The sequence below is a fragment of the Clostridium sp. UBA7791 genome, from assembly GCF_002480755.1.
Taxonomy (GTDB): domain Bacteria; phylum Bacillota; class Clostridia; order Clostridiales; family Clostridiaceae; genus Clostridium_J; species Clostridium_J sulfidigenes.
In genome coordinates, this window is sequence record NZ_DLCT01000003.1 from 634,271 (window position 1) to 655,980 (window position 21,710).

Sequence of the window (21,710 nt, forward strand, 5' to 3'; positions counted from 1 at the left end):
ATGGATATAAATACTATAAATAAGTTAAAAGAAAACTTTAGGATGAGAAATATAGAGGTTGAATGTTTTGAAGATTTAACTGAAGTTAAGAATCATATATTAAAAATTATACATGAAGAATGTATCATTGGAATTGGTCATTCAGCTACCCTTCAGAAAATGAATATAGTAGAATCACTGATGGACAGAGGAAATATAGTTTATGATAAAGAACTTGGAAAAACTAAGGATGAAACTAAAATGCTGAAAAAGAAAGCTCTTATAACTGATTGGTATATTACTGGTTCTAATGCTGTGACCACTGATGGGAGAATTATCAATGTGGATCATAGTGGAAATAGGGTAGCAGCAATTACTTTTGGACCAGATAAAGTAATTGTAGTTGTAGGTAAAAATAAAATTGTAGACAATGTTGAAGAGGGAATGAAAAGAGTTAAGAACATAGCATGTCCTTTAAATGCAAAAAGAGCAGGTTATAATCCACCCTGTGTAGAAATAAATAGATGTGTAGATTGTAAATCAAAGGAAAGGGTTTGTAATGTGCTTTCCATAATTGAGGGACAAGCGGATAAAAATAGGATGAAATTATTTATAGTTAATGAGGAATGTGGTTTTTAATATGTATTTAACTCAATAGTTACATGAAAGGTAGAGATAAATATGATAATTAGGACGGGTAATTTGAATGAATTAAAGGCTTTATGGAAAAATGAATCTCCCACTAAAGAATATTTCATTAAAGAAATTGAAAAAGATAATATAGAGTTTTGGACAATTGAAAATGAGAAAGATAGCTCGTTAATAGGAGAGCTTTATATATTTTGGAATTCGGAAGATAAGAATGAAGCTAATGGTAAAGACAGAGCTTATCTTTGTGCTTTCAGAATAGAAAAAGGCTTTAGGGGGTTAGGACTTGGGAAGAAGCTCATGGAAAGGGTTCTTCAAAGAGTTGAAGAAAAAGGATTTAAAGAAGTAACAATTGCAGCTGATAACAATGATTTAGAAAGATTAACAGCTATGTATAAATCTTGGGGATTTATTGAATTGGTAAAGTTTCAAAACTACGATTATCATTATATTGATAACAATAATAACCCGACCTACTACGAGATTCCATTTGGATTATACTTAAAAAGATTATAAAAAAAGAAAAAATGGAATAGTATAAAACTTTTTACAATATTAGAATAAGAAAGTATTTACTATATTTTTTAGAAGGGAATACAACTATGAAAATATTAATTATAGGGGCAAGTGGATATTTAGGAAATACAATATATAAGAAACTTAAGAAATGTAATAATGATGATATTTATGGAACTTGTTATAGATTAGGGAATCATGAACTTTTACAAATCAATGTATTGAATAAATTAGATATAGAGAAGTTGCTTTCATTTAAACCTGATATAATTATTTGGAGTATTATTGATGTGGAAAAAGAGATGTCCTTATCTAAAATAGGTATAAATGAGATAGTTACTAATATCTCTAAAGATGTACGTTTAATTTATATTTCTACTACCTTTGGAAAAGGAAAGAATCAAACTGAAGATGTAATTACTCATAAACGTATGCCTAATGAATATTTTTCAAAGTATATTAACGGTAAAATTGAAGGCGAAAGTATAGTTAAAAGGCATTCTAATCATGTAATTGTAAGACCAGGGAGTATATATGGTTATGACTATGATGGAAGAATGGATACTAGAATGAAGTCTTTATTGGAAGTTTCAAAAACGGGTAGAAGTTATTCAAGAACCGCAAATTTCTATGCAAGTTTTATTAATGTAGAAGATCTAGCAGAGGCTATAATTGAACTTATATATAGCCATTTTAAAGGAACAATAAATATAGCATGCGAAAAACCAGTAAGTCATTATGATTTTAACATACATTTAGCAAAATTGATGAATATTGATAGCAGTTTTATAGAACCTGATTATAAGCGAGAAGATATTTATCATAATATAAGTGGATATAAAAGAAAAAATATTATTAAAACATTTATAAGGGAGATTCAAGATTAATTAGAGGATATATCAATATACCTTGGTTAAATTAGGGGGCATAGTATGGAGTACATGGGAAATAAGGAATATTGGGATGATAAGTTTAAAAATAGAAGTGACAAGCCGTTGAGTGCTGAAAAATCAATAATTGAAAATATAGCATACTTTAAAAAAGGATCTGTTCTTGATATAGCATGTGGAGATGGTAGAAATACTTTATTTTTTCTTGGAGAAGGATTTCAAGTAACAGGAATTGATTTTAGCAATAAAGCACTTGAAAGGTTGAATAGATTTGCAAAAAGAAATAATTATTTGGTTCATACAAAGCAAATTGATTTAAGTGTAATAAATGCTTTAAAAAATATTGGAACATTTGATAATGTTCTAGTTAACCATTATAGATTAAGCAAGAACCAGCTTGAATATGTGAGAGAATGTATAGCTGATGATGGCATTTTATTTGTATGTGGTTTTGGATGGAAGCATAAAGTAGATACTAAAATTAGAAAAGATGACTTGATTCAGCAAACTGATTTTGAAGATTTAAATAAGTCATTTAAGTTAATTAAATATAGTGAAAGTCAAGATGATAGGGGCTTTATTGTTACGTATATTTTTAAAAAGATAAAATATTAATATATAATGGATGAATAGAGAGAACATATTAGAGAGGATAGGCGTAATAAAATGAAGAATACATGGTTTTGTTATATAAAAATAGATGAAGAAAGTAATTCTGTGTTTACATCAGGAATGACCTTTAAGGACTTTATGAGTGGAATTAAAGAAACACCTAATAACATTCTAGTTTTAAAGGGATTTCCAGATGAGGGCAATTGGAGTCATAAGTTAGGGTTTGAATATATTTTGCAGAATAACATGGAAAGTTTTATAGAAGAAGATGTATATAGTTATGGGGATTTTTGTTGGGTAGATTTTCAATGTGAAGATGATCTTGAGAAAGTTAGTAATGAGGAACTGGCAGAGTTATTGTATTTAGCACATCGAGTTGAACCTTTAAGGAAGTTTACTTTCGATAGTTTACAAAATAGATATGCTTATCTTTGTCATGATGATGATTATATAGTAAAGGTTTATATGAATGATATAAAAGTTTATAAAGAGGTTATTCATCACAAAATTCTTAGTGAGTTAAAGGGAAGAAAAAGAAGTATTGAGCCAGTAACATCAGAGATATTAGATAAACTTTATGATATGTTTAAGGGTGGGGCAGCATTTGATTTTGAGAATGCATATAGTAATGGTGTCAACATATATCCCATTAAAAAAGATGGTTATATTGATGATATACACAAAAGTCTTGATAGAAAGAGAAATATACCTGGATGTGGAATATGCCTTGATTATAATCCTAGAACTAAAAAGTGGATGATATACTAGAAGATCCAGAGGGGAACACTATTGAAATAACAGGAAGATATTTTAAAGAGGTGAAATAAATGTATCTAGAAATGAGGGATAAGGTTAACTTGTATGTAAAGCAATCAGGACAAGGTATTCCGTGTATATTTGTCCATGGTGGACCAGGGGAAGGAAGTCTTGATTTTGAAGTTTTAGGTGGAATTGCATTAGAAGATTTTATGAATATGATATATTTTGACCAAAGAGGAAGTGCAAGATCAGAAGGAGACGAGGAAACTGATTACTCTATTGATAGGCTTGTAGAGGATATAGAGGAAATTAGAAAAAAATTAGGCATATCAAAGTGGATAGTCATGGCTCATTCCTTTGGAGGAATTATTGCAACAAACTATGCTCATAAGTATGGAGAGGCTATAGACAAGCTTATTTTATTAAATGTTACTCTTAGCATGGAAGATTCCTTTAAGAGTCAAATATATCATGGATCAAAATTATTATCTGAAAATGAATTAAAGTCCATAGAGGCTAAATCATATATGGAAAAATGGCAACAGATAGTTACTAGACTTATTGAAAAAGATATCTTTTATAAACTTCAATATAAGGAATATGATAATTTTTTAAAATTAAGGGAAGTAAGTAATACAATAGATAGTTTTAATCCATCTATGGCAAATCAAGGACTTAGCAATAAAGAGTATTTAAAAAATTATTTTGATATTACTAAAAAAATAAACATTCCAGTCCTTGTAGTAGCTGGCAATGAAGATTATGCTGTAGGACCAGATCATCATAAAAATTTTATATTTCCTAACATGAAGATTAAAATTATTTCAGGAAAGCACATGTTATATATGGAAAATAAAGAGGAAGTTAAGTCAGTAATTGAAGCATTTATAAAGAGCTAATTTAAGTAGCAAAGACGCTGAAACCCGCATGAACAGAACAACTATTTAAATAGTTATATAGTTATATAGGTTTATATATGACTATATAACTAGGTTCATATGTTAATATTTATATAGTTTCATATCTATGAGAGGATATGGACAACTTAGTAAAGTTTTAAGTTATAGAAAGGGGATTAATTCCTTGGAGTATTTTGGGTTAATTGCATTTGTACTAGTCCTATCTCAGATGGGATATTCATCAAAAATAAAAAAATTAGAAGGTGAATTAAAGAATTTAAAAAGAAAGATTAAGGGGGAAGAGGCCTTGTCAAAGTTGTTAAAGGATCTAATTGGTGTGAAATGTATTATTGATTGTGATGGAGCTGTAGTATTTACAGGCAAAAGCGAAATGGAATGTGAAGTTCTTGATGTAGATGATGAGTGGGTTAAGATAACCTATAAAGATAAAAAGAATGTTACTAAAACTAATATTATCCGTATTGAAAGCATAGATAATATAGAGATAATAAATTAGATAAACAAGTAAAGGTTAATAATTAAGCACCTTCCTAATAATCTTTAAGAAGGTGCTTTTAAAATTTAATAATATTAGATATTTATTCTTTCTTCTGTATCTTTATCAAAAAAATGAAGTTTGCTAGTATCAATTGCTATATTTATTTGTTCTGATTTTATATCTGTAGAAGATGGAACTTTTGCTATTAACTTGTTACCGTTACAATCTAGATATAAGTATGATTCTGATCCCATTAGTTCAGTAATATCAACTTTAGTTGAAATAATATTGCTTAGACTATCTTTAATGGTGTTATTCTCAACATATATATCTTCAGGTCTAAAGCCTAAGATAATAGATTTATTTGCGTAGTTGTTAAATAAAGACTTAATTTTATCTGTATTAGGTAATTTAATTGTAATGCAATTAAGTTTAGCATAAAAATTGTTAGAGTTGTTTATAAGAGTAACTTCTAGGGTATTCATTTTAGGAGATCCCATGAATTCTGCTACAAATAAGTTACAAGGATTATTATATAGATTCATAGGGGTATCTACCTGTTGAATAAGGCCATCTTTCATTAGTACAATCCTATCTGCCATGGTCATTGCTTCTGTCTGATCATGGGTTACATATAGAAAGGTTGTACCTAAAGTTTTATGTAGCTTGATTATCTCAGTTCTCATCTGAGTTCTAAGCTTTGCATCTAAATTTGATAGAGGTTCATCAAGTAGAAACACTGATGGATTACGAACAATAGCACGTCCTAGTGCAACACGTTGACATTGCCCCCCTGACAGCTGCTTAGGTTTACGATATAATAGTTCTTCAATGTCTAGAGTTTTAGCAACTTCAGTGATCTTTTTATGAATTTCATCCTTTGGTACCTTTTTCATTTCAAGTCCAAAAGCCATATTTTTATATACAGTCATATGGGGATATAGAGCGTAACTTTGAAATACCATGGCAATATCTCTATCCCTAGGAGCTACATTGTTTACTAATTTATCACCAATGAATATTTCACCCTCTGTAATACTTTCAAGACCTGCAATCATTCTTAAAGTTGTAGATTTTCCACATCCTGATGGTCCTACTAAAACAATAAATTCCTTATCTCTTATTTCTAAGTTAAAGTTTTCAACAGCAATATTGGTTTCATCATATTTTTTAACAATATTATTAAAGGTTATAGTTGCCATTTTATTACTCCTTTTCATAAGATTTAAATAGGATAACATAGATTATAGCATACTTATTTGAAAGTTTTCATCATATTTTCTTTTAACTATAAAGATTTATATATATTGGTAGAATATTATAATATATAGTATATTAATTATGAATGTATATATTATTTGTTTTAGGGGTGTTTACAGTAAATTTAAATGCAAATAGGATTGTGGGGGAAAAATGATGTTTAAAAGTTTAGGAGAAAGCACAATAACTTTAGTAATTACTATTTTACTAGTAATAGCTTTAGCTACATTATGTGTATTTCTATTTTCAAAGTTGCTTGAGGGGTATAATTTAAAGAAAAAAAAGAAGAGTCATGAAGAACAAGTAGAAGCAGTGGTTACAGTTGATGAAAAAACTTTTGACATTAAAGATGATATAAGGGAAAAAGTTAATAATCAGATAAGTAAAGTAAAAAGAGATGTTATAGAATATGCAAATGATAGAGTTAATAATAGTATGTCTGATGTTTTAGCAACCACTATGAAAGGGAAAAAAAGATTTGTGGAGAAACAGATAGTCAATGAAATGGGAGAAACTGTTAATAATACTTATGAAGATGTAATAAAAGAGGCAAGAAACAAATTTTCACAGAATAATGAGGAGCTCATAGAAATTATAGAAACTAAAATAAAAAATTATGTTAGTGATAATAGTGAAAAAGATTATAGGGGAATTAATAAAGAAATAAATGAGCTTTTAAATGAAAGTATGAATATTTATACTAAAGAAGTAGAACAAATTTTAACTAGACAGAGCACTTCATTAAAGATGCAAATAGGAATGAATATAGACAAGCAGTTCAAGTCTATGAAGGGAGAAATTAAAAATAGTAGTAACATAAATCTAGATGGCTTTGAAAAAAGCTTAAAGAGTCATACTAATAATGTTATGGATGTTTGTATAAGACAAAGTGAGAGACAAATTAATCAAATGGTGGATAACATTACTGATGAATTTGAAGAACTAAAGAAAAAAGGAAATTATGAAAAAATAAGTGAAAATATTAAAAAGAATATAGAAGAATTAGAAGAGAGTTATATGACTTCAGTTCAGAAAAATGTAGATTGTACTATAGAAATAGTGAATAGCTTATCTCGACTAGGGGTAGCTGATTATAAAACTATAAAGGATGATGAAATCATTGATATTTTCAAAGAAGCTTTAATTGCAGCTAAAAGCGAAATAGACATAGTTACTCCTTGGATAAATAATCATGTAATGTATAAGGAAAAAGTATATAGTCTTTTGAAAGAGGCATTAAACAGAGAGGTTAAGGTTAGAATAGTTTATGGCTTAGGTTCCAATAAGGATTTGAATATGGAAGAAATGGAAAGAGGATCAGAAAGAATAGCAGATATCATTAAAGATGATTTTAATAACTATGGTAAACTTTTTGAAATAAAGAAGGGTGATACCTGTGAAAGGGTGTTGATTTGTGATGAAAATCTTGCTCTTATTGGAAATTTCAATTTCTTATCCTTCCATGGAAAATACTCAGAAAATAAGAATTTAAAAAGTCAAGTTGTAGCAGTAATTACAGAAAAAAGAGCCATACAAAGACTTAGAAAAGAAAAAATCGGATTTTAGTTTTGCACAAAGACTGTCTCAAAATTATTTTGGGTCAGTCTTTTATTTATGTGTAATGGATGAGAAGCAACTCAGATATGGGGAACTTACTGGTGTTATTTCTATATAATGATAAGAAGAGAGAGTTTACAGTTTAGATTCTAGATTTTATCAGTAATTTTAAGAGGAGAAGTTAATATGAACATAGATTTTCATGTCCATGGATTGTTGAGTAAAAGAAAAGATTTTAATGAGAGATTTTTTAATGAGGAAATTGAATATGCAAAGCAAAATAAATTAAATGGAATAATTATGTGTGAACATTTTAATGCTATAAATTTTAAAGAAATATATAAATATCTTAAAGAAAACTATGAATACAAAGATCATAGGTATTTAGTTAAAGGAGTTTCTGTTTTTCCTGCTATGGAAGTGAGCATAAAGGATAAGGGACATGTTGTTTTAGTAGGAAGGAGAGAGGCTATATTAGAGATTCATGAAAGGCTAGAACCTTATATGAATAGAGAAAACTTAGTGGAATTTAAAGAGTTATTAGATTTAGCTGATGAGTATGGATGTTTAAAAATAGGAGCACATCCTTTTAGAAGAGGACATAAGTTATGTAATCATCCTGAAGAACTACTAAAGAGATTAGATGCTATAGATTTAAATGCTAAAGATATATTCAAAAAAGGTGAAAAAGAGGTAAGAAGAGAGTTATATGAATTATCTAGTAAAATAGGAGTTAATGTAATTACAGGTAGTGATAGTCACACTCCATTACAATTGGGTGGGATATATACTAAACTAGATAATCCATGTTATACCATAGAAGAGCTTAGATTAGCTATAACTAGTGAAGGTTATTCTATAAAAATAGAACCCTCCTTAAATTTTAGAGTATACACTTCTAAAATATTAAAAAGATATTTGATTGCTAGAACAGAGTATAACAAAGATATGGAGTTTACTATATAAATAGAGTTCTTAGGGAAGATATTAACTAGAAAGGATTAGTAGGTGAAGTTTATAATGAAAGAGTTTTAAAGAGAGAGGATTAATATGAGGTGTTTTTTGTGTAAAATTAAGAAAAAGAGGAAAAAACAAAAGAAAAGAAATAATAAATATATATCAATAGAAGAAAGATTAAAAGCTGATGAGGAAAAAGAGAAAAGAGAGGAACTGGAAGAAGAAATAAGAGAGAGAGAGGAGTTAACAAGAGAAATTCTAGAAGAATATATTTTAGATATTATAGAAGATGAAGTAGATAAAAGAGGTGGAATTGAAGGGTTAGATGGAGAAACTATAAGTGATATTTTAAGTTACTACATTGCTAATGATCCTAGATTTCAGATTAAATTACAAAAGGAATTACGAAGAAAAGGAAAAAGATAATTAGAGGGCGATATAGAAATTAATAAGCTTCTAATAGGACCAAATAACTTGGAAATAATTTTCTTTGTCCTCTTGGCTGATATACTCATATTAAATAATATAAGATAATTTAATATGAGTATATATTATAAGTTTATATAGATTTATATTAAATAGTGTATAGATCTGAGATTAGATAAATATGGGATGAATAAAAATACATAGTATGACAAGAAAATGTAGATATTATAGGAAGAAAAGTGGTAGAATAAGGTGATGATGAATTATTGGGAATAAATATGGGGGATAAGTATGGGGTTAGCTGAATTGTATTTACAGAATATGCCATGGGCTGCATGGATTGCAGATATAGATAAAAAGATTATTTTTATTAATAAAGCCTGTGAAAAAAGTTATAATTTAAAGCTAGAAGAAGTAAAAGGTAAGACCTATGAAGAAATCTTTCCGAAGAAAGTAGCAAGTATATATAATAAAAGAGTAAGAGAATGTTTAGATAAATTACAATTGTATTCTTATGATGAAACTACTGTAGAAATAGCAGAAGAGTGTTATGTATTTCCAATCACTGATGATAGCGGTAATACTAATGCTATGGGTGGGATTATTGTAAATATTGAAGAAGAAAAAAGAAGAGAAATAGAGCTTCAAAATCAAAAAAGTATTCTTAGGACTATAATAGACTCAATACCAGAGGCTATTTTTTATAAAGATAAAGATTCAAGATATATTGGTTGCAATAAAAATTTTAATGACTATTATAAGCAATTTGGAGTAGATAATGTAATTGGGAAAAATGACTTAGAAGTTTATCCAGATAAGGAAATTGCAGAAAATTTTATTAAAGTAGATAAAGAAATAATGGAGAGTAAAGAAGCAAAATATATTCAAGGGGTTACCTTAGATGAAAATGGAAATAGAATTATAGAAGAAAGTTTTAAGGCTCCTGTCATAAATAAAAAAGGTGAGGTTTTGGGAATTGTTGGGCTGGCTAGAAATATTACTAGCCAAAAAAAATTAGAGGATAGGCTTAGATATTTGAGTTATAATGATGCTCTAACAGGAATATATAACAGAACTTATTTTGAAGAAAAGATATGTGAATTAAATAATGAGGAACACCTTCCTTTAGGAATAATTATGGGTGATGTAAATGGATTAAAGCTAGTTAATGATTCATTAGGACATCTAGAAGGCGATAGGCTACTAAAAAGTATATCTAGTGTTCTTAATAAAGCTTGTAGTGATAAAGGCTTTGTTTTTAGATGGGGTGGAGATGAATTTATGATACTTCTGCCAAACTGTGATGAAAGCGGCTGTGAGAGAAGTGTTGAAAAAATAAAAAGTGAATGTAGGAAGTATAAACATAATTACATTGAACTTAGTATTGCTCTTGGTGAAGTGGTTAAGCATTCTGTAGAAGAAGATATTGATAAGTGTATTAAAGAAGTAGAAGAGAGGGTATATAGGCAAAAACTCTTAGAACATAATAGTGTTAGAAGCTCCATGATGAACTCATTAAAAAAGAGTTTGGAAGCTAAGAATATGGAAACAGAAGAGCATACTGAAAGGGTAGAATCCTATGCGTTGGAAATAGGAAAGAGATATGGATTTAAGAGCTCACAAATGGATGAATTAATGATAATAGCTAGACTTCATGATATTGGAAAAATTGCCATTGAGGAAGATATACTTTTAAAACCAGGTCCACTTACAACAAATGAATTTGAAGTGATGAAAACTCATGCAGAAAAGGGATTTAGAATAATCAATGCTTCTAGTGAAATAATGAATGTGGCAAAATGTGTTTTAACTCATCATGAAAAATGGGATGGTAGTGGATATCCTTTAGGCATTGCAGGAGAAGAAATACCGCTTATGGCAAGAATTATTGCTATTGCTGATGCCTATGATGTTATGACTCATGATAGGGTATATAGAAAGGCTATGAATAAAGAAGAGGCTATTAAAGAATTAAAGAGATGTGCAGGTACCCAATTTGATCCAGAACTAGTAGAGCTATTTTTAAAATGTTTAGATAACAATGAAGAAAAAAACAATTAAGAAATAAAGGGTTGAGAAGTAGCAAAACACCTTAATAAAGGGTGATGTTGAATAAATACTTCTTGACCTTTTTATTTTTAATTTATGTTAGATATATATCTAATTGGCATTGACAATTATCTAATATAATCATAAACTAATAATAGGAAGAAAATTTAATAATATATAAATTATGTAAGGGTGGTATAGTTATGGATTTAGCTGTAGAAAAGAAAAAAATAGGATATAAAGACATACTTATGGATAAAAATTTTTGCTTATTTATCATTGGTAATCTTATTTCAAGATTTGGGGATTCTATTGACACCATTGCCTATGGATGGATGGTATATGAAATTACAGGCAGTACTGCGTTAATGGCTTTAATTTTTGGAGTTAATGCTATTCCAACAATATTATTTCAACCTATTGCTGGTGTGTTTGTAGACTATAAAAAGAAAAAAAATGTGGTTGTCCTTTGTAATTTAGGAAGAGCCACTGTAGTAACTATCACAGCATTAATGTTTATATTTGGCATACTTAAGCCATATCATTTATTTATATTTACTTTTATAAATTCTACCTTTGAGTCCTTTGAAGGACCAGCCGCAATAGCAGCTTATCCATTAATTATTGAAAAAGAAAAGTTTGCATATGCAAGAGCTGTACAATCTACTTTATCTAGAATTGTAGAGCTAGTAGGACTTGCTGTGGCAGCTGGAATCATTGCAGTTATTGGTATTGGTGGCGGAATGATTGTTAATGCAGTTAGTTTTTTTCTCTGCGGGATATTTATGGCTATGGTCAGATATAAAGAAGAGATTTTAAAGAAACAACAGCTAAATATGAAGGGGTACTTGGGAGATTTAAAGGATGGATTTATCTATTTAAAGACTAGTAAAATTTTGATGTCAATAACCATATTTGCCGCATTAATTAATTTATTTATGATACCTTTTAACACTTTAGGAGTTGCATATGTAAATGAAGAGTTGTTAAAGGGGCCTGAAGTAGTTGCTATGATTAGCTTTAGCTTAACTGCAGGGATGCTTATTGGTGGTGCTATATATCCTAAAATAGCAGAAAAATTTAAAGGAATTAATTTATTTATAATATCGGGGGTAATCCTAGGAACTGCATATTTATCTCTAGCATTTGTACCTATGATAGGTGTTGATTTAGTCCTTTATGGAACTATCATTTTAGTAGGCTTTTTATTTGGTGCATCTGCTAGTATATTTATGATGATAGTAAATATAACTTTTATGCAAAAAACAGAACAACAATATTTGGGAAGAGCAGCAGGAATACTTAATTCATTATGCATGGCAGCTACACCAGTAGGATCGTTAGTAGTAGGGAGTCTTTGTGTATTCTTAAGCACAGCTCAACTATTCTTAATATTCGGAATAGGTATGGTGGTATTATTCCTATGTCAACGTTATAATAAAAGCATGCAGGAAATTTAAGTGACAATCTAAATATTTGATTTAGTTATTGGAACTTACTCATCTGAAGGACGAGAGAAGGAGTTTCATATGAAATATATAGTAGAGAATAACATTAATTTAATTGAGGAAGTGAAAAATACTCTTTATTTTATAGTTAATGAAGAAAAAATAGTTAACAAGCTCAGGGACAGTTTTAAAAAGTATGGCGAAGATATAGATAAATATATGAATAAGGATTTAAAAAGCTTTTTTAAATTTATCGAAAAATTTAAGACTAGAAATAAGATACCTATGGATAGACTTAAGATATTCTTTAATGATATTAGTGAAGTTCATGAAAAAACACATTGTATAGCTAGTATTTTTGTTAACAACATAACCGAGAAGGAACTAATTGAGGGACGTAGTAGAATTCGCAATTTAGATTCCATGGAACTAAAGGAACTTGCTATGAAGGAAATTCTATGTCAAGATGATTATCTTAGAGATGATTTTCCTGATAAGGATGATTTATCTAGCTTAGATGCAGAAAAAGAATTTATGCCTTATCTTATAGAAAGATGTACTTTAGACAGTGAATCTAAGTGGTGGCTTACGGTTATTTCTCAAAATCCAAAGGAGTATTTAAGCGAACTTATTGATATGATTATAAATTCTATAGATGTATTTAAGGAAGCTTTTAAGGTTATGGAAAAAGAAGTAGAAAAATTTATATATGATTTTAGAGAGTTAATTAAAGAAAACCCTAAATTTATCTCTGATTCCACAGGTATTAAAATCTTTGATCAGTGGGAAGATGATATTTATATCTTTCCAAGTATAATTAGATTTAATTCAGTATCATTTTTATCAACCATAAGCCCTGTTTTTAATAATAAAAGAAGAGAATATATGTACTTTGGATGGAAGTTTTATGAACTTTTGAGTGCTTCTGTAGGAAATGATAATGAGGAAAAAATCCTAATTGATAGATTAAAGTGTCTAAGCGATAAAAGTAAATTTAATATTATAAAGATGCTTAAGAAAAAATCTATGTTTGGGCAAGAAATTGCAGCGGCTCTTTCTCTTACTACAGCTACTGTTTCTTATCACATGAATGCTTTAATTATAGCTAAATTAGTATATATGGAAAAGGTAGATAATAAAATTTTTTATAGTGTAGATAAAGATACTATTAAGGAATTCTTAAGGGTTTTAAATAAAGAGCTGAACTAATAGCTCTTTTTTCTTTAATAATTTTACAATTTGAGATATAATTGTATAAGAAGATATTTATCTGAGTATTGTCAATATAGGTGAGTGCTATGATATAAATTAAAATTTGACATAAATAAAGTAGAATGGAGTGTATTACATGGCAGTTTTAGTAACTGGAGGAATGGGCTATATCGGTAGTCATACTACTGTTGAGCTATTAAAAGAGGGGTATGAAGTTGTTATTGTAGATAACTTAAGTAATAGTAAAGAGTTAGTAAAGGGTAGAATTAAGGCGATTACAGGAAAAGAGCCTAAATTCTATAAATATGATGTTTTAAACAAGGAAGATATGGACAAGGTTTTTAGTGAAAATACTATAGATTCAGTAATTCATTTTGCAGGCTTTAAGGCTGTGGGAGAATCTGTGGCTAAGCCCCTAGAGTACTACCACAATAATTTAACTAGCACTTTTGTACTTTTAGAATTAATGAGAAAATATGGAGTTAAAAATTTTGTATTTAGCTCATCAGCTACTGTTTATGGAGATGCAAAAATTATTCCAATTACAGAGGAAGCACCACTATCTGCTACAAATCCATATGGAAGAACAAAGCTAATGTTAGAAGAAATTTTAAGAGATTTATATAGCTCTGATAATTCATGGAATATAGCATTACTTCGTTACTTTAATCCAGTAGGGGCCCATGAAAGTGGAACTATTGGAGAAGATCCATGTGGTATTCCAAATAATTTAATGCCTTTTATTACAAAGGTTGCTATAGGTGAGCTTAAGGAGCTTAGTGTATTTGGGGATGATTATGACACACCAGATGGTACAGGAGTTAGAGATTACATTCACGTAGTAGATTTAGCTAAAGGTCACTTAAAAGCATTAGAAAAATTAAAAACTAATTCAGGTCTTGTAACTTATAATTTAGGAACAGGAAATGGATATAGTGTTCTTGATATAGTTAAGGCATTTTCAGAGGCTAGTGGAAGAGAAATTCCTTATAAAATTACTGCAAGAAGACCTGGTGATATTGCGACCTGTTATTCAGAACCAAGAAAGGCTAATGAAGAGTTAGGCTGGACAGCTGAAAAAGGCATAAAAGAAATGTGTGAAGACTCTTGGAGATGGCAAAGCCAAAATCCAAAAGGATATGAAGAGTAAAGTGAACTTTATATAAATAAATTGAAAGTGCTTGGCAAGACATCTTACATGAAATTAGTAAGATATTTTGAAAAGCACTTTTGTTTTCATTTTATCTTATAAAGTTGGTTCTTAATTTTTCTTCCTTTTTAGGTAAGGATATTCCGGCTTTTTTACCAGTCTCTATAGATTTTAATAGCCAAGCCATATTTTTACCAAGAGTTCTCATTGTTTGCATACCTTCAAGGTCTTGTTTTACCTCTTCTGGAGTATTGCCATGAACCATATTCCAATATTGTGAAGAAACTATTGGCATGTTTGATATAGTAAAGTATTTATTTAATTGGTCAAAGGTAGCAGAGGAACCACCTCTACGACAACTTACAATAGCAGCCCCAGGTTTATATTCAAATCCACTACCTGCATAGAAAAATCTATCCAAAAATGATGTAATCATACCAGAAGCACCAGCATAGTGAACTGGAGAACCAAAGATAAATCCATCAACATCCTTAGCTTTTTCTAAAGCAATATTAACAGTATCATCATTGAAAACGCATCTTTCACTACCACTTTTATAGCAGTGACCGCATCCCATACAGCCTCTAATAGGAGCCTTGCCCACATGGAATATTTCTGATTGTATATTTTCTTTTTCTAGTTCCATTGCTATTTCACATAAAGCAGTATAAGTACATCCTTTTTCATTAGGACTACCGTTTATTAATAAGACTTTCATTTTAAAATTCCCTCCAATACAATATTATCATTAATAAATAAATTATAGCATTATTCATTTTAAAGTGTATGATTTATAAAAAGTAAATTAGATTTATTATAATTAATCTTTTTAAGATTTAAAAGAGTAAAAATGTGTAAAAGTTATAGGGATATAGTTAATAATAAGGTATAATAATTATATATTGTAAAAATATACAAAAATAATTAGTCTAAGGAGTTTAGATTATGATTAAGTTAATGGATATCGAGGGAAGAAAGTTAGAATATTTAATTAAAGGAAATAGTAAGAAAACAGTAGTAATTATGCCAGGAATGGGTGGAAGTTTTTATGAATGGATAAATATTATAGATAATATATCCTTATATACAAAAGTCATTGCAATTCATAGAGCTGGTGTTGGAAATAGTGGGCTTAATAGTGAAGGTAGTAATACAATGACAACTGCAAAGGATTTAAATATATTATTAGATAACTTAAATATTAAAGAAAAAGTTATATTGGTAGGACACTCTTATGGCGGACTGTGTGTTCAACACTTTGCAAGAATGTATCCTGAGAAAGTTGATAGTGTAGTACTTGTTGAATCTGCTTCAATGAATAGAGAGGATGGATATGATAAGTTAGAAACTCCAATATCGGATGAAAGTACCTCAGATGAAGTTTACATAAAGTTATGGACAACATATTCTAAGTATAGTAAAGAACAATTAATAGAAGAGGTGAAACCTAAATTATCAGAAGTAGATTTTAAATTACCAATTAATATGAAAAGGGAACTTATGGAGTTTCATGTAAGACCAGAAATATATATAAATCAACTCTCTGAAATAAAAGACTTGAGAAGTAATGTAAAGTATATGAGTAAATATGGTAATTTTCCAGATTGTCCATTAATAGTACTAATTGAAGACCCAGTTTATTCTATAAATGAAATGATTGAAGAAGGAATACCTAAAATAGAAGCAGAAAGAATTGAAAGATTATCACAAGAACTCTCTAGTGGGTTAAAAGAGTTATCAAGTAAGAGTGATGTAAGAGTAGTTAAAAATAGTAATCACTGTATAAATGAAACTCAACCAGATGCAATTATAGATGCAATAAAAGAATTGCTATTTACAAGTTAGATATTATGTAGGAGGCAAAGCATTGGAATACATTTTAATTATATTAATATTATGGGTAATTTATAATATTACAGTTTACATTCCCGAAAAGATAAAAAAGCATGAAGAAAGAATGTTACAACATTTTCAGGAGATTAATTTACGGATGAATAAGCTTGAAGAAATGATAAAAAAGCAAAATAATAATATTATTTAGCGAGGAGTCTTAAATGGAGTGCTTATTAAGGGAATTAAGAAACCAAAAAATTTCTAATAGAATTTATGTTATTGGAATCGATGGATTAGGAGGAGCGGGTAAAAGCACAATAGTTAATTCATTAAAAGTGCAATTACAAAAGGAAAAGTATCATACTTATGTGTTGCATATTGATGACTTTATACATCCAAAACATATTAGATATGATGAGTCTAAAGAAGAATGGGATTGTTATTACAATATACAGTGGAGATATGATTATTTAGTGAAAGAAATTTTATCACCTGTAAAAAGAGGAGATAAAATATATAAATTAATAGAGTTATATGATAAAGAAAATGATGGATATATTAAACAACAAGTTTTAATAGAACGTGGTACTGTTTTGCTTTTAGAAGGGATATTTCTACAAAGAAATGAGATAAAAGATTATATAGACTTTATAATTTATCTTGATGTACCACAAGAAATAAGATTAAGTAGAGTTATAAAAAGAGATGGGTATATAGGTGGAGTGAAGGATATAAAATGTAAATATGAGAGGCGTTACTTCCCAGCGGAAGAAAGATATATCTTAGATTATTCACCAATTGAAAATGCTGATTTGGTAGTAAAATAGGAGGAAAAATGTATGAAGAGATCATTTATATTTTGGATTGTATTTTTTTTAGTTATAACTAATATAATATTCATTGGTACAACTATTTGGTACAAAACTAAGCTGGATAACCAAGAATTTAAAGTGTATTCATTTCAGGGAGAAAACACAGATATAAGATTAACAGAAGGGTTAATTATTCTATTTCCTAACAGGCATATAGTTATTGGCGGCAATATACAGTATATAGGAAGCAAAGAAGAACAAATTGAATCATATTCTCAAAATATCTATTTAGATAAAGAAGGAGATAAATATTTGGTTTTATCAAAAGCAGTTTCAAATGGATGGGATAATAAAGGAACATCTTTATCTGGTGAACTTTTGTTGAATAAAAGTATAGGAGAAATTAGTTCACAACAATTATTCAATAAAGAACAGTTGGGTCTTATTAAGAATAATCTTTATTTCAACCTTCAATATTCAACAGTTGATGGAAAAATAGAAAATTCCATAATTATGCTAAATGTAGAAGAATTTAATATGAGGGAAAATAAATAAGTATACACAGAAACAATGAAAATGTTTACTGTGGGCTTGGAGGAAATTTATAATGAATATGAACAACATTAAAGCTATTTTATTTGATTCGGGAAGAACCTTAAATGTACCTAGGACAGGGCATTGGTTTATTACACCTAACTTCTTTAATATTTTTAATGACACAAGCTTTCAATATACAGAAGATCAATTAAGTGAAGCAATGAATAAAGCCTGTGATCATATTAGTAAAATATTATTAGTAAAAACAGAAGAAGATGAATTTGCGATGTTCAAGGAGTTTTATGAAATAGTACTAAAAGAAATAAAGTATACGAGTATAAATGAGGAAATAATTAATTCTTTGGCAAGTGATAATGTATATAATGATGATAAATTTTATTTTTTTGATGATGTGGAACCTGGGCTACAAAGATTAAAAGATAAATATATTTTAGGGGTTGTTTCAGATACATGGCCATCCTTAGAAAGAGTATTTATTAATAAGAGTCTAAGAAAATATTTTTCTACATTTGTTATGTCATCAATTTATGGCTCCTATAAAGCTGAAAAGGTACTTTTTAAAATAGCTATTGAAGAAATCGGAGTAAAACCAGAGGAAGTAATTTTTATAGATGATAGTGAATCAAATCTTATTGCGGCAGAAGATTTTGGTATGATTCCAATTCTAATTGATAGATATGATAGGAATGATATTGAAAGTAAGTACCCTATAATTAAATCTTTAAATGATTTAAATTAGTAGAGGGTTCTATGATTAAACTAATGGCAAGGTAATATTTAACTATGGAATGGGGAACGAAGATGAAGATATTAATAGGACAACCACTACATGAAAATGGGCTTAAGCAGATTAGTAATGAAATAATAAATAATAGAGAAGTTGATATTGTACTATATCCTGAAGGGTATTTAGCTAATGAAGAATTATTAAAGGATGTTTGTAACATTGCAAAAGAATATAGAGTGATGATTATTACGTCTTATAGAATGAATAACAAAGATAGAGCAGTAATAATCAATAATCATGGAGAGAAAATATTAGAGAGAGCTAAAACACCACCAGATGATAATGAGAAATTATATAATCCTTTAGTGGTTAATTATAATAAAATGAATATTGGTTATTTACTATGTATGGAAATTTTGAAAGGTGTTAGAGATTTACAAAGAGTTAATGAAACTATAAACTTTATTGCTCATCCAATTGGTGTAGGAATGTTTAGTGATGAACAATTTCAACAGTGGATAACAGAGGCGAAAAATATTGCTAGAATCTATAAAACCATTGTAATTGGAACAAGTCATGCAGATGGTTCATATAGAAATTGTGGTATATCTATTCCTATTTCCTATTGCATAGATAGTAATGGAGAAGAAATATTTATATCTAAAGCTGATACTAGAACTCGAATTGTTGATATAGATAGAAAAGAAGTTAAGACTTTTTAATATGGACATTTTTAGTGTCTTTTATAGATGGTGATTTAACATTTAATTTTATAGGCAATGAAATTTTTAAGACTAGGATAATTGTTTTTGCAATTATTAGTCATTGTTTAACTTGTACAAGTTTCTGTACTACAGTTGAAAATATACCTGAATGCAAGGAAGAAAATGGAGGGAAGTATATGGACGTTTCACATATTGTTAAAAGAATTAATGAACTTTTTAATGTAACAAGTAAGGAAATCTTTTCTAATGAATCTGGGATCACATATCATGCAGGTAAAAAAGTTAAAAAATTAGGATACTGTGTTAACCTAACCCTTGAAACTATAGAAGAAGCAAGAATTCATGGAGTTGATATGATGGTGACACACCACGATGCATGGGATGAAATATATGGATTAAAAGAGGCATGCAGAGAGAAATTGGAAGAGTATGGTATAAGTCATTACTATAATCACTTGCCACTTGATGACTGTAACTTTGGAACAAATGATAGTCTGTTAAAAAAATTGAATTTAGAAAATGTTAAAAGAACTCACCAATGGGAAGGATTATATTTTGGTAGAGTGGCAGAATATGATGAAGAAATTGAGTTTAATGAATTAGTAAAAAAAATTGAAAATCTACTTGAAGAACCAGTTAAGTCTTGGAAGTTTAATGACGAAAAAGTGAAGCGGGTAGGTTTAGTCTGTGGTAATGGAGGGCCAACAGATTGCCTTAAGGAAGCAGTTGAAAATAAGTGTGATGTATACATTACAGGTGAATGTAATTTGTATACCATTCAATATGCTCAGTTTAAAGGGATAAATCTTATTATCGGTAGTCATACTTTCACTGAGTTCTTTGGAATTCAAAGTTTAGCATTGAAATTGAATGAGAATATAAAAGAACTTGAAATAGTGAGACTTAATGAAGATCATTATGAAGCAAATATAAAATAAGTAGGGTGTACTACATTAGATGTGTAAAGGAGGTATAAATCTATGTCAATTAGAACAAAAGTTATTGTTATTGAGCCTTATAACGAAAAATGGAAGTTAGAATTTGAAAAAATAAGGGACATGCTAGATTCTTATATTGGAGATTTAGTTTTATCAATTGAACATGTTGGAAGTACTTCAGTGGAAGGGCTCTCTGCAAAACCTATCATCGATATAGATGTGGTTATGGATAGTTATGATAATTTCCCTGAAATAAAGAAGAGGTTAGAAGAAGCTGGATATCATCATGAAGGGAATTTAGGCATTGAAGATAGAGAGGCTTTTAGTTATGTGAAAAATAGATTTATGCCATATCACTTATATGTATGTCCTAAAGATGGTAAAGGATATTTAGAGCATATTGCATTAAGAAATCATCTTAGAACAAATAGAGATGCACGAGAGGATTATGCAGCATTGAAAACAAAGCTAGCTAAAGAATATAGATACGATGCTGATACTTACTGCGAGAGAAAGACAAAATTTATTCAGAAAATCTTAAATAAGACACTATACTCTAATAAGTCTTAGAGTTACTAATTATAAGAAATAGAGGATATGAAATGATAAGATTAGAACTAATTAAAAAAGAAGATTTATATAAAATTGTGGAATGGAATAGGAATAAATCTGCTAATGATCTATTGCAATGGGCTGGACCTTTATATAAGTATCCATTAACCCTTTCTCAAGTAGAAAAGTATTTCTTAGATGAGAAAAATAAGGAAGTGGTGGATACCTCTATATATAAGATAATTTCCATTAGTACAGAAGAAATTATAGGAACAGTGGAGTTGCGTGAAATAGATAGAGAAAATAAGATTGCTAGGGTATGTAGATTTTTAATTGGAGAAGAAAAGGAAAGAGGTAGAGGCATAGGTGCTTTGGCATTAAAGGAAATCTTAAGAAGTGGATTTGAAGATATGGGATTTGAGAAAATAACTCTTGGAGTTTTTGATTTTAATAAGGGTGCAGTTAGATGCTATGAAAAGGTTGGTTTTGTAATAGAAAAATTATTAAAGGATGTAAGAAAGGCTAAGGATGGTTATTGGAGCCTATATGAAATGTCAATTTTAAAATCTAAATGGACAAACAAAAATAATTAAATGTTGTACCACTCTGCTACCAATATATTGAGATTACACAACTGTTATAAAAAGTGCACAATGCTAATTAGCATTGTGCACTTTTTATCTGATGACTACCAGCTCTAATAC

25 protein-coding genes are annotated in these 21,710 nt (G+C 29.0%); 23 read left to right on the forward strand and 2 right to left on the reverse strand.

Annotated elements, in window-relative coordinates; translation table 11 throughout:
* The 7 genes from B3Z56_RS04675 (at position 1) to B3Z56_RS04705 (ending at position 4,820) form a co-directional block, all read left to right on the forward strand.
* Positions 1-618 (forward strand): lactate utilization protein, encoded by a 618-nt coding sequence (locus tag B3Z56_RS04675; RefSeq protein ID WP_346877891.1) that lies wholly within the window; start codon positions 1-3, stop codon positions 616-618.
* Between the two features lie 42 nt (positions 619-660).
* Entirely contained in the window at positions 661-1,143 is a 483-nt protein-coding gene (locus B3Z56_RS04680) for a GNAT family N-acetyltransferase (protein ID WP_346849306.1), read from the forward strand.
* A gap of 86 nt (positions 1,144-1,229) precedes the next feature.
* Positions 1,230-2,030 carry an NAD-dependent epimerase/dehydratase family protein gene (locus B3Z56_RS04685; RefSeq protein ID WP_346878346.1) on the forward strand — a complete coding sequence of 267 codons (801 nt, stop codon included), beginning with the start codon at positions 1,230-1,232 and terminating at the stop codon, positions 2,028-2,030.
* Positions 2,031-2,075: 45 nt separating this feature from the next.
* Positions 2,076-2,648 (forward strand): class I SAM-dependent methyltransferase, encoded by a 573-nt coding sequence (locus B3Z56_RS04690; protein ID WP_346849304.1) that lies wholly within the window; start codon positions 2,076-2,078, stop codon positions 2,646-2,648.
* 51 nt (positions 2,649-2,699) lie between these two features.
* On the forward strand, positions 2,700-3,413 hold the full coding sequence (locus B3Z56_RS04695) for a hypothetical protein (RefSeq protein ID WP_346878347.1): 714 nt from the start codon (positions 2,700-2,702) through the stop codon (positions 3,411-3,413).
* Positions 3,414-3,472: 59 nt separating this feature from the next.
* The gene (locus tag B3Z56_RS04700) at positions 3,473-4,303 is read left to right on the forward strand and encodes an alpha/beta hydrolase (RefSeq protein WP_346878348.1); all 831 of its coding nucleotides are present in this window, start codon (positions 3,473-3,475) and stop codon (positions 4,301-4,303) included.
* Positions 4,304-4,487: 184 nt separating this feature from the next.
* Positions 4,488-4,820, forward strand: coding sequence for a hypothetical protein (locus B3Z56_RS04705; protein WP_346877887.1), 333 nt, complete (start codon positions 4,488-4,490; stop codon positions 4,818-4,820).
* Positions 4,821-4,894: 74 nt separating this feature from the next.
* Here the strand turns inward: B3Z56_RS04705 and B3Z56_RS04710 are convergent, their stop codons facing one another.
* Positions 4,895-6,004 carry an ABC transporter ATP-binding protein gene (locus B3Z56_RS04710; protein WP_346849300.1) on the reverse strand — a complete coding sequence of 370 codons (1,110 nt, stop codon included), beginning with the start codon at positions 6,002-6,004 and terminating at the stop codon, positions 4,895-4,897.
* A 214-nt stretch (positions 6,005-6,218) separates the two neighbouring features.
* On the opposite strand from B3Z56_RS04710, the gene B3Z56_RS04715 reads away from it, so the two are divergent.
* From B3Z56_RS04715 to galE, 7 genes are all read left to right on the forward strand, one after another.
* Entirely contained in the window at positions 6,219-7,628 is a 1,410-nt protein-coding gene (locus B3Z56_RS04715; RefSeq protein ID WP_346849299.1) for a hypothetical protein, read from the forward strand.
* 177 nt (positions 7,629-7,805) lie between these two features.
* The gene (locus tag B3Z56_RS04720) at positions 7,806-8,585 is read left to right on the forward strand and encodes a PHP-associated domain-containing protein (RefSeq protein WP_346848876.1); all 780 of its coding nucleotides are present in this window, start codon (positions 7,806-7,808) and stop codon (positions 8,583-8,585) included.
* A gap of 84 nt (positions 8,586-8,669) precedes the next feature.
* Complete coding sequence (locus B3Z56_RS04725) at positions 8,670-9,002, forward strand: hypothetical protein (protein ID WP_346848877.1); 333 nt, start codon at positions 8,670-8,672, stop codon at positions 9,000-9,002.
* A 291-nt stretch (positions 9,003-9,293) separates the two neighbouring features.
* Positions 9,294-11,063, forward strand: a complete 1,770-nt coding sequence (locus B3Z56_RS04730) for a sensor domain-containing diguanylate cyclase/phosphohydrolase (protein ID WP_346848878.1) — start codon at positions 9,294-9,296, stop codon at positions 11,061-11,063.
* Between the two features lie 191 nt (positions 11,064-11,254).
* The gene (locus B3Z56_RS04735) at positions 11,255-12,511 is read left to right on the forward strand and encodes an MFS transporter (RefSeq protein WP_346848879.1); all 1,257 of its coding nucleotides are present in this window, start codon (positions 11,255-11,257) and stop codon (positions 12,509-12,511) included.
* A 69-nt stretch (positions 12,512-12,580) separates the two neighbouring features.
* Positions 12,581-13,708, forward strand: coding sequence for an ArsR/SmtB family transcription factor (locus B3Z56_RS04740; protein WP_346878349.1), 1,128 nt, complete (start codon positions 12,581-12,583; stop codon positions 13,706-13,708).
* Positions 13,709-13,847: 139 nt separating this feature from the next.
* Positions 13,848-14,861: a UDP-glucose 4-epimerase GalE gene (galE, locus tag B3Z56_RS04745; RefSeq protein WP_346848881.1), complete on the forward strand. Its 1,014-nt coding sequence runs from the start codon at positions 13,848-13,850 to the stop codon at positions 14,859-14,861.
* Positions 14,862-14,952: 91 nt separating this feature from the next.
* Here the strand turns inward: galE and B3Z56_RS04750 are convergent, their stop codons facing one another.
* On the reverse strand, positions 14,953-15,579 hold the full coding sequence (locus B3Z56_RS04750) for a flavodoxin family protein (protein ID WP_346877885.1): 627 nt from the start codon (positions 15,577-15,579) through the stop codon (positions 14,953-14,955).
* Between the two features lie 227 nt (positions 15,580-15,806).
* On the opposite strand from B3Z56_RS04750, the gene B3Z56_RS04755 reads away from it, so the two are divergent.
* The 9 genes from B3Z56_RS04755 (at position 15,807) to B3Z56_RS04795 (ending at position 21,599) form a co-directional block, all read left to right on the forward strand.
* A complete protein-coding gene (locus B3Z56_RS04755; protein WP_346878350.1) occupies positions 15,807-16,706 on the forward strand; it encodes an alpha/beta hydrolase in 900 nt (299 codons plus the stop codon).
* 22 nt (positions 16,707-16,728) lie between these two features.
* The gene (locus tag B3Z56_RS04760; protein ID WP_346877883.1) at positions 16,729-16,902 is read left to right on the forward strand and encodes a hypothetical protein; all 174 of its coding nucleotides are present in this window, start codon (positions 16,729-16,731) and stop codon (positions 16,900-16,902) included.
* Positions 16,903-16,915: 13 nt separating this feature from the next.
* Positions 16,916-17,521, forward strand: a complete 606-nt coding sequence (locus tag B3Z56_RS04765) for an adenylyl-sulfate kinase (RefSeq protein WP_346878351.1) — start codon at positions 16,916-16,918, stop codon at positions 17,519-17,521.
* A 12-nt stretch (positions 17,522-17,533) separates the two neighbouring features.
* Positions 17,534-18,061 (forward strand): hypothetical protein, encoded by a 528-nt coding sequence (locus tag B3Z56_RS04770; RefSeq protein ID WP_346878352.1) that lies wholly within the window; start codon positions 17,534-17,536, stop codon positions 18,059-18,061.
* A gap of 52 nt (positions 18,062-18,113) precedes the next feature.
* Positions 18,114-18,803, forward strand: coding sequence for an HAD-IA family hydrolase (locus B3Z56_RS04775; RefSeq protein WP_150842905.1), 690 nt, complete (start codon positions 18,114-18,116; stop codon positions 18,801-18,803).
* Positions 18,804-18,865: 62 nt separating this feature from the next.
* Positions 18,866-19,513 carry a hypothetical protein gene (locus B3Z56_RS04780; RefSeq protein ID WP_346878353.1) on the forward strand — a complete coding sequence of 216 codons (648 nt, stop codon included), beginning with the start codon at positions 18,866-18,868 and terminating at the stop codon, positions 19,511-19,513.
* 14 nt (positions 19,514-19,527) lie between these two features.
* On the forward strand, positions 19,528-20,454 hold the full coding sequence (locus B3Z56_RS04785; protein ID WP_346878354.1) for a Nif3-like dinuclear metal center hexameric protein: 927 nt from the start codon (positions 19,528-19,530) through the stop codon (positions 20,452-20,454).
* A 42-nt stretch (positions 20,455-20,496) separates the two neighbouring features.
* Entirely contained in the window at positions 20,497-21,024 is a 528-nt protein-coding gene (locus tag B3Z56_RS04790) for a GrpB family protein (protein ID WP_346878355.1), read from the forward strand.
* Between the two features lie 32 nt (positions 21,025-21,056).
* Complete coding sequence (locus B3Z56_RS04795; protein ID WP_346878356.1) at positions 21,057-21,599, forward strand: GNAT family protein; 543 nt, start codon at positions 21,057-21,059, stop codon at positions 21,597-21,599.
* The last annotated feature ends 111 nt before the right edge of the window (positions 21,600-21,710 follow it).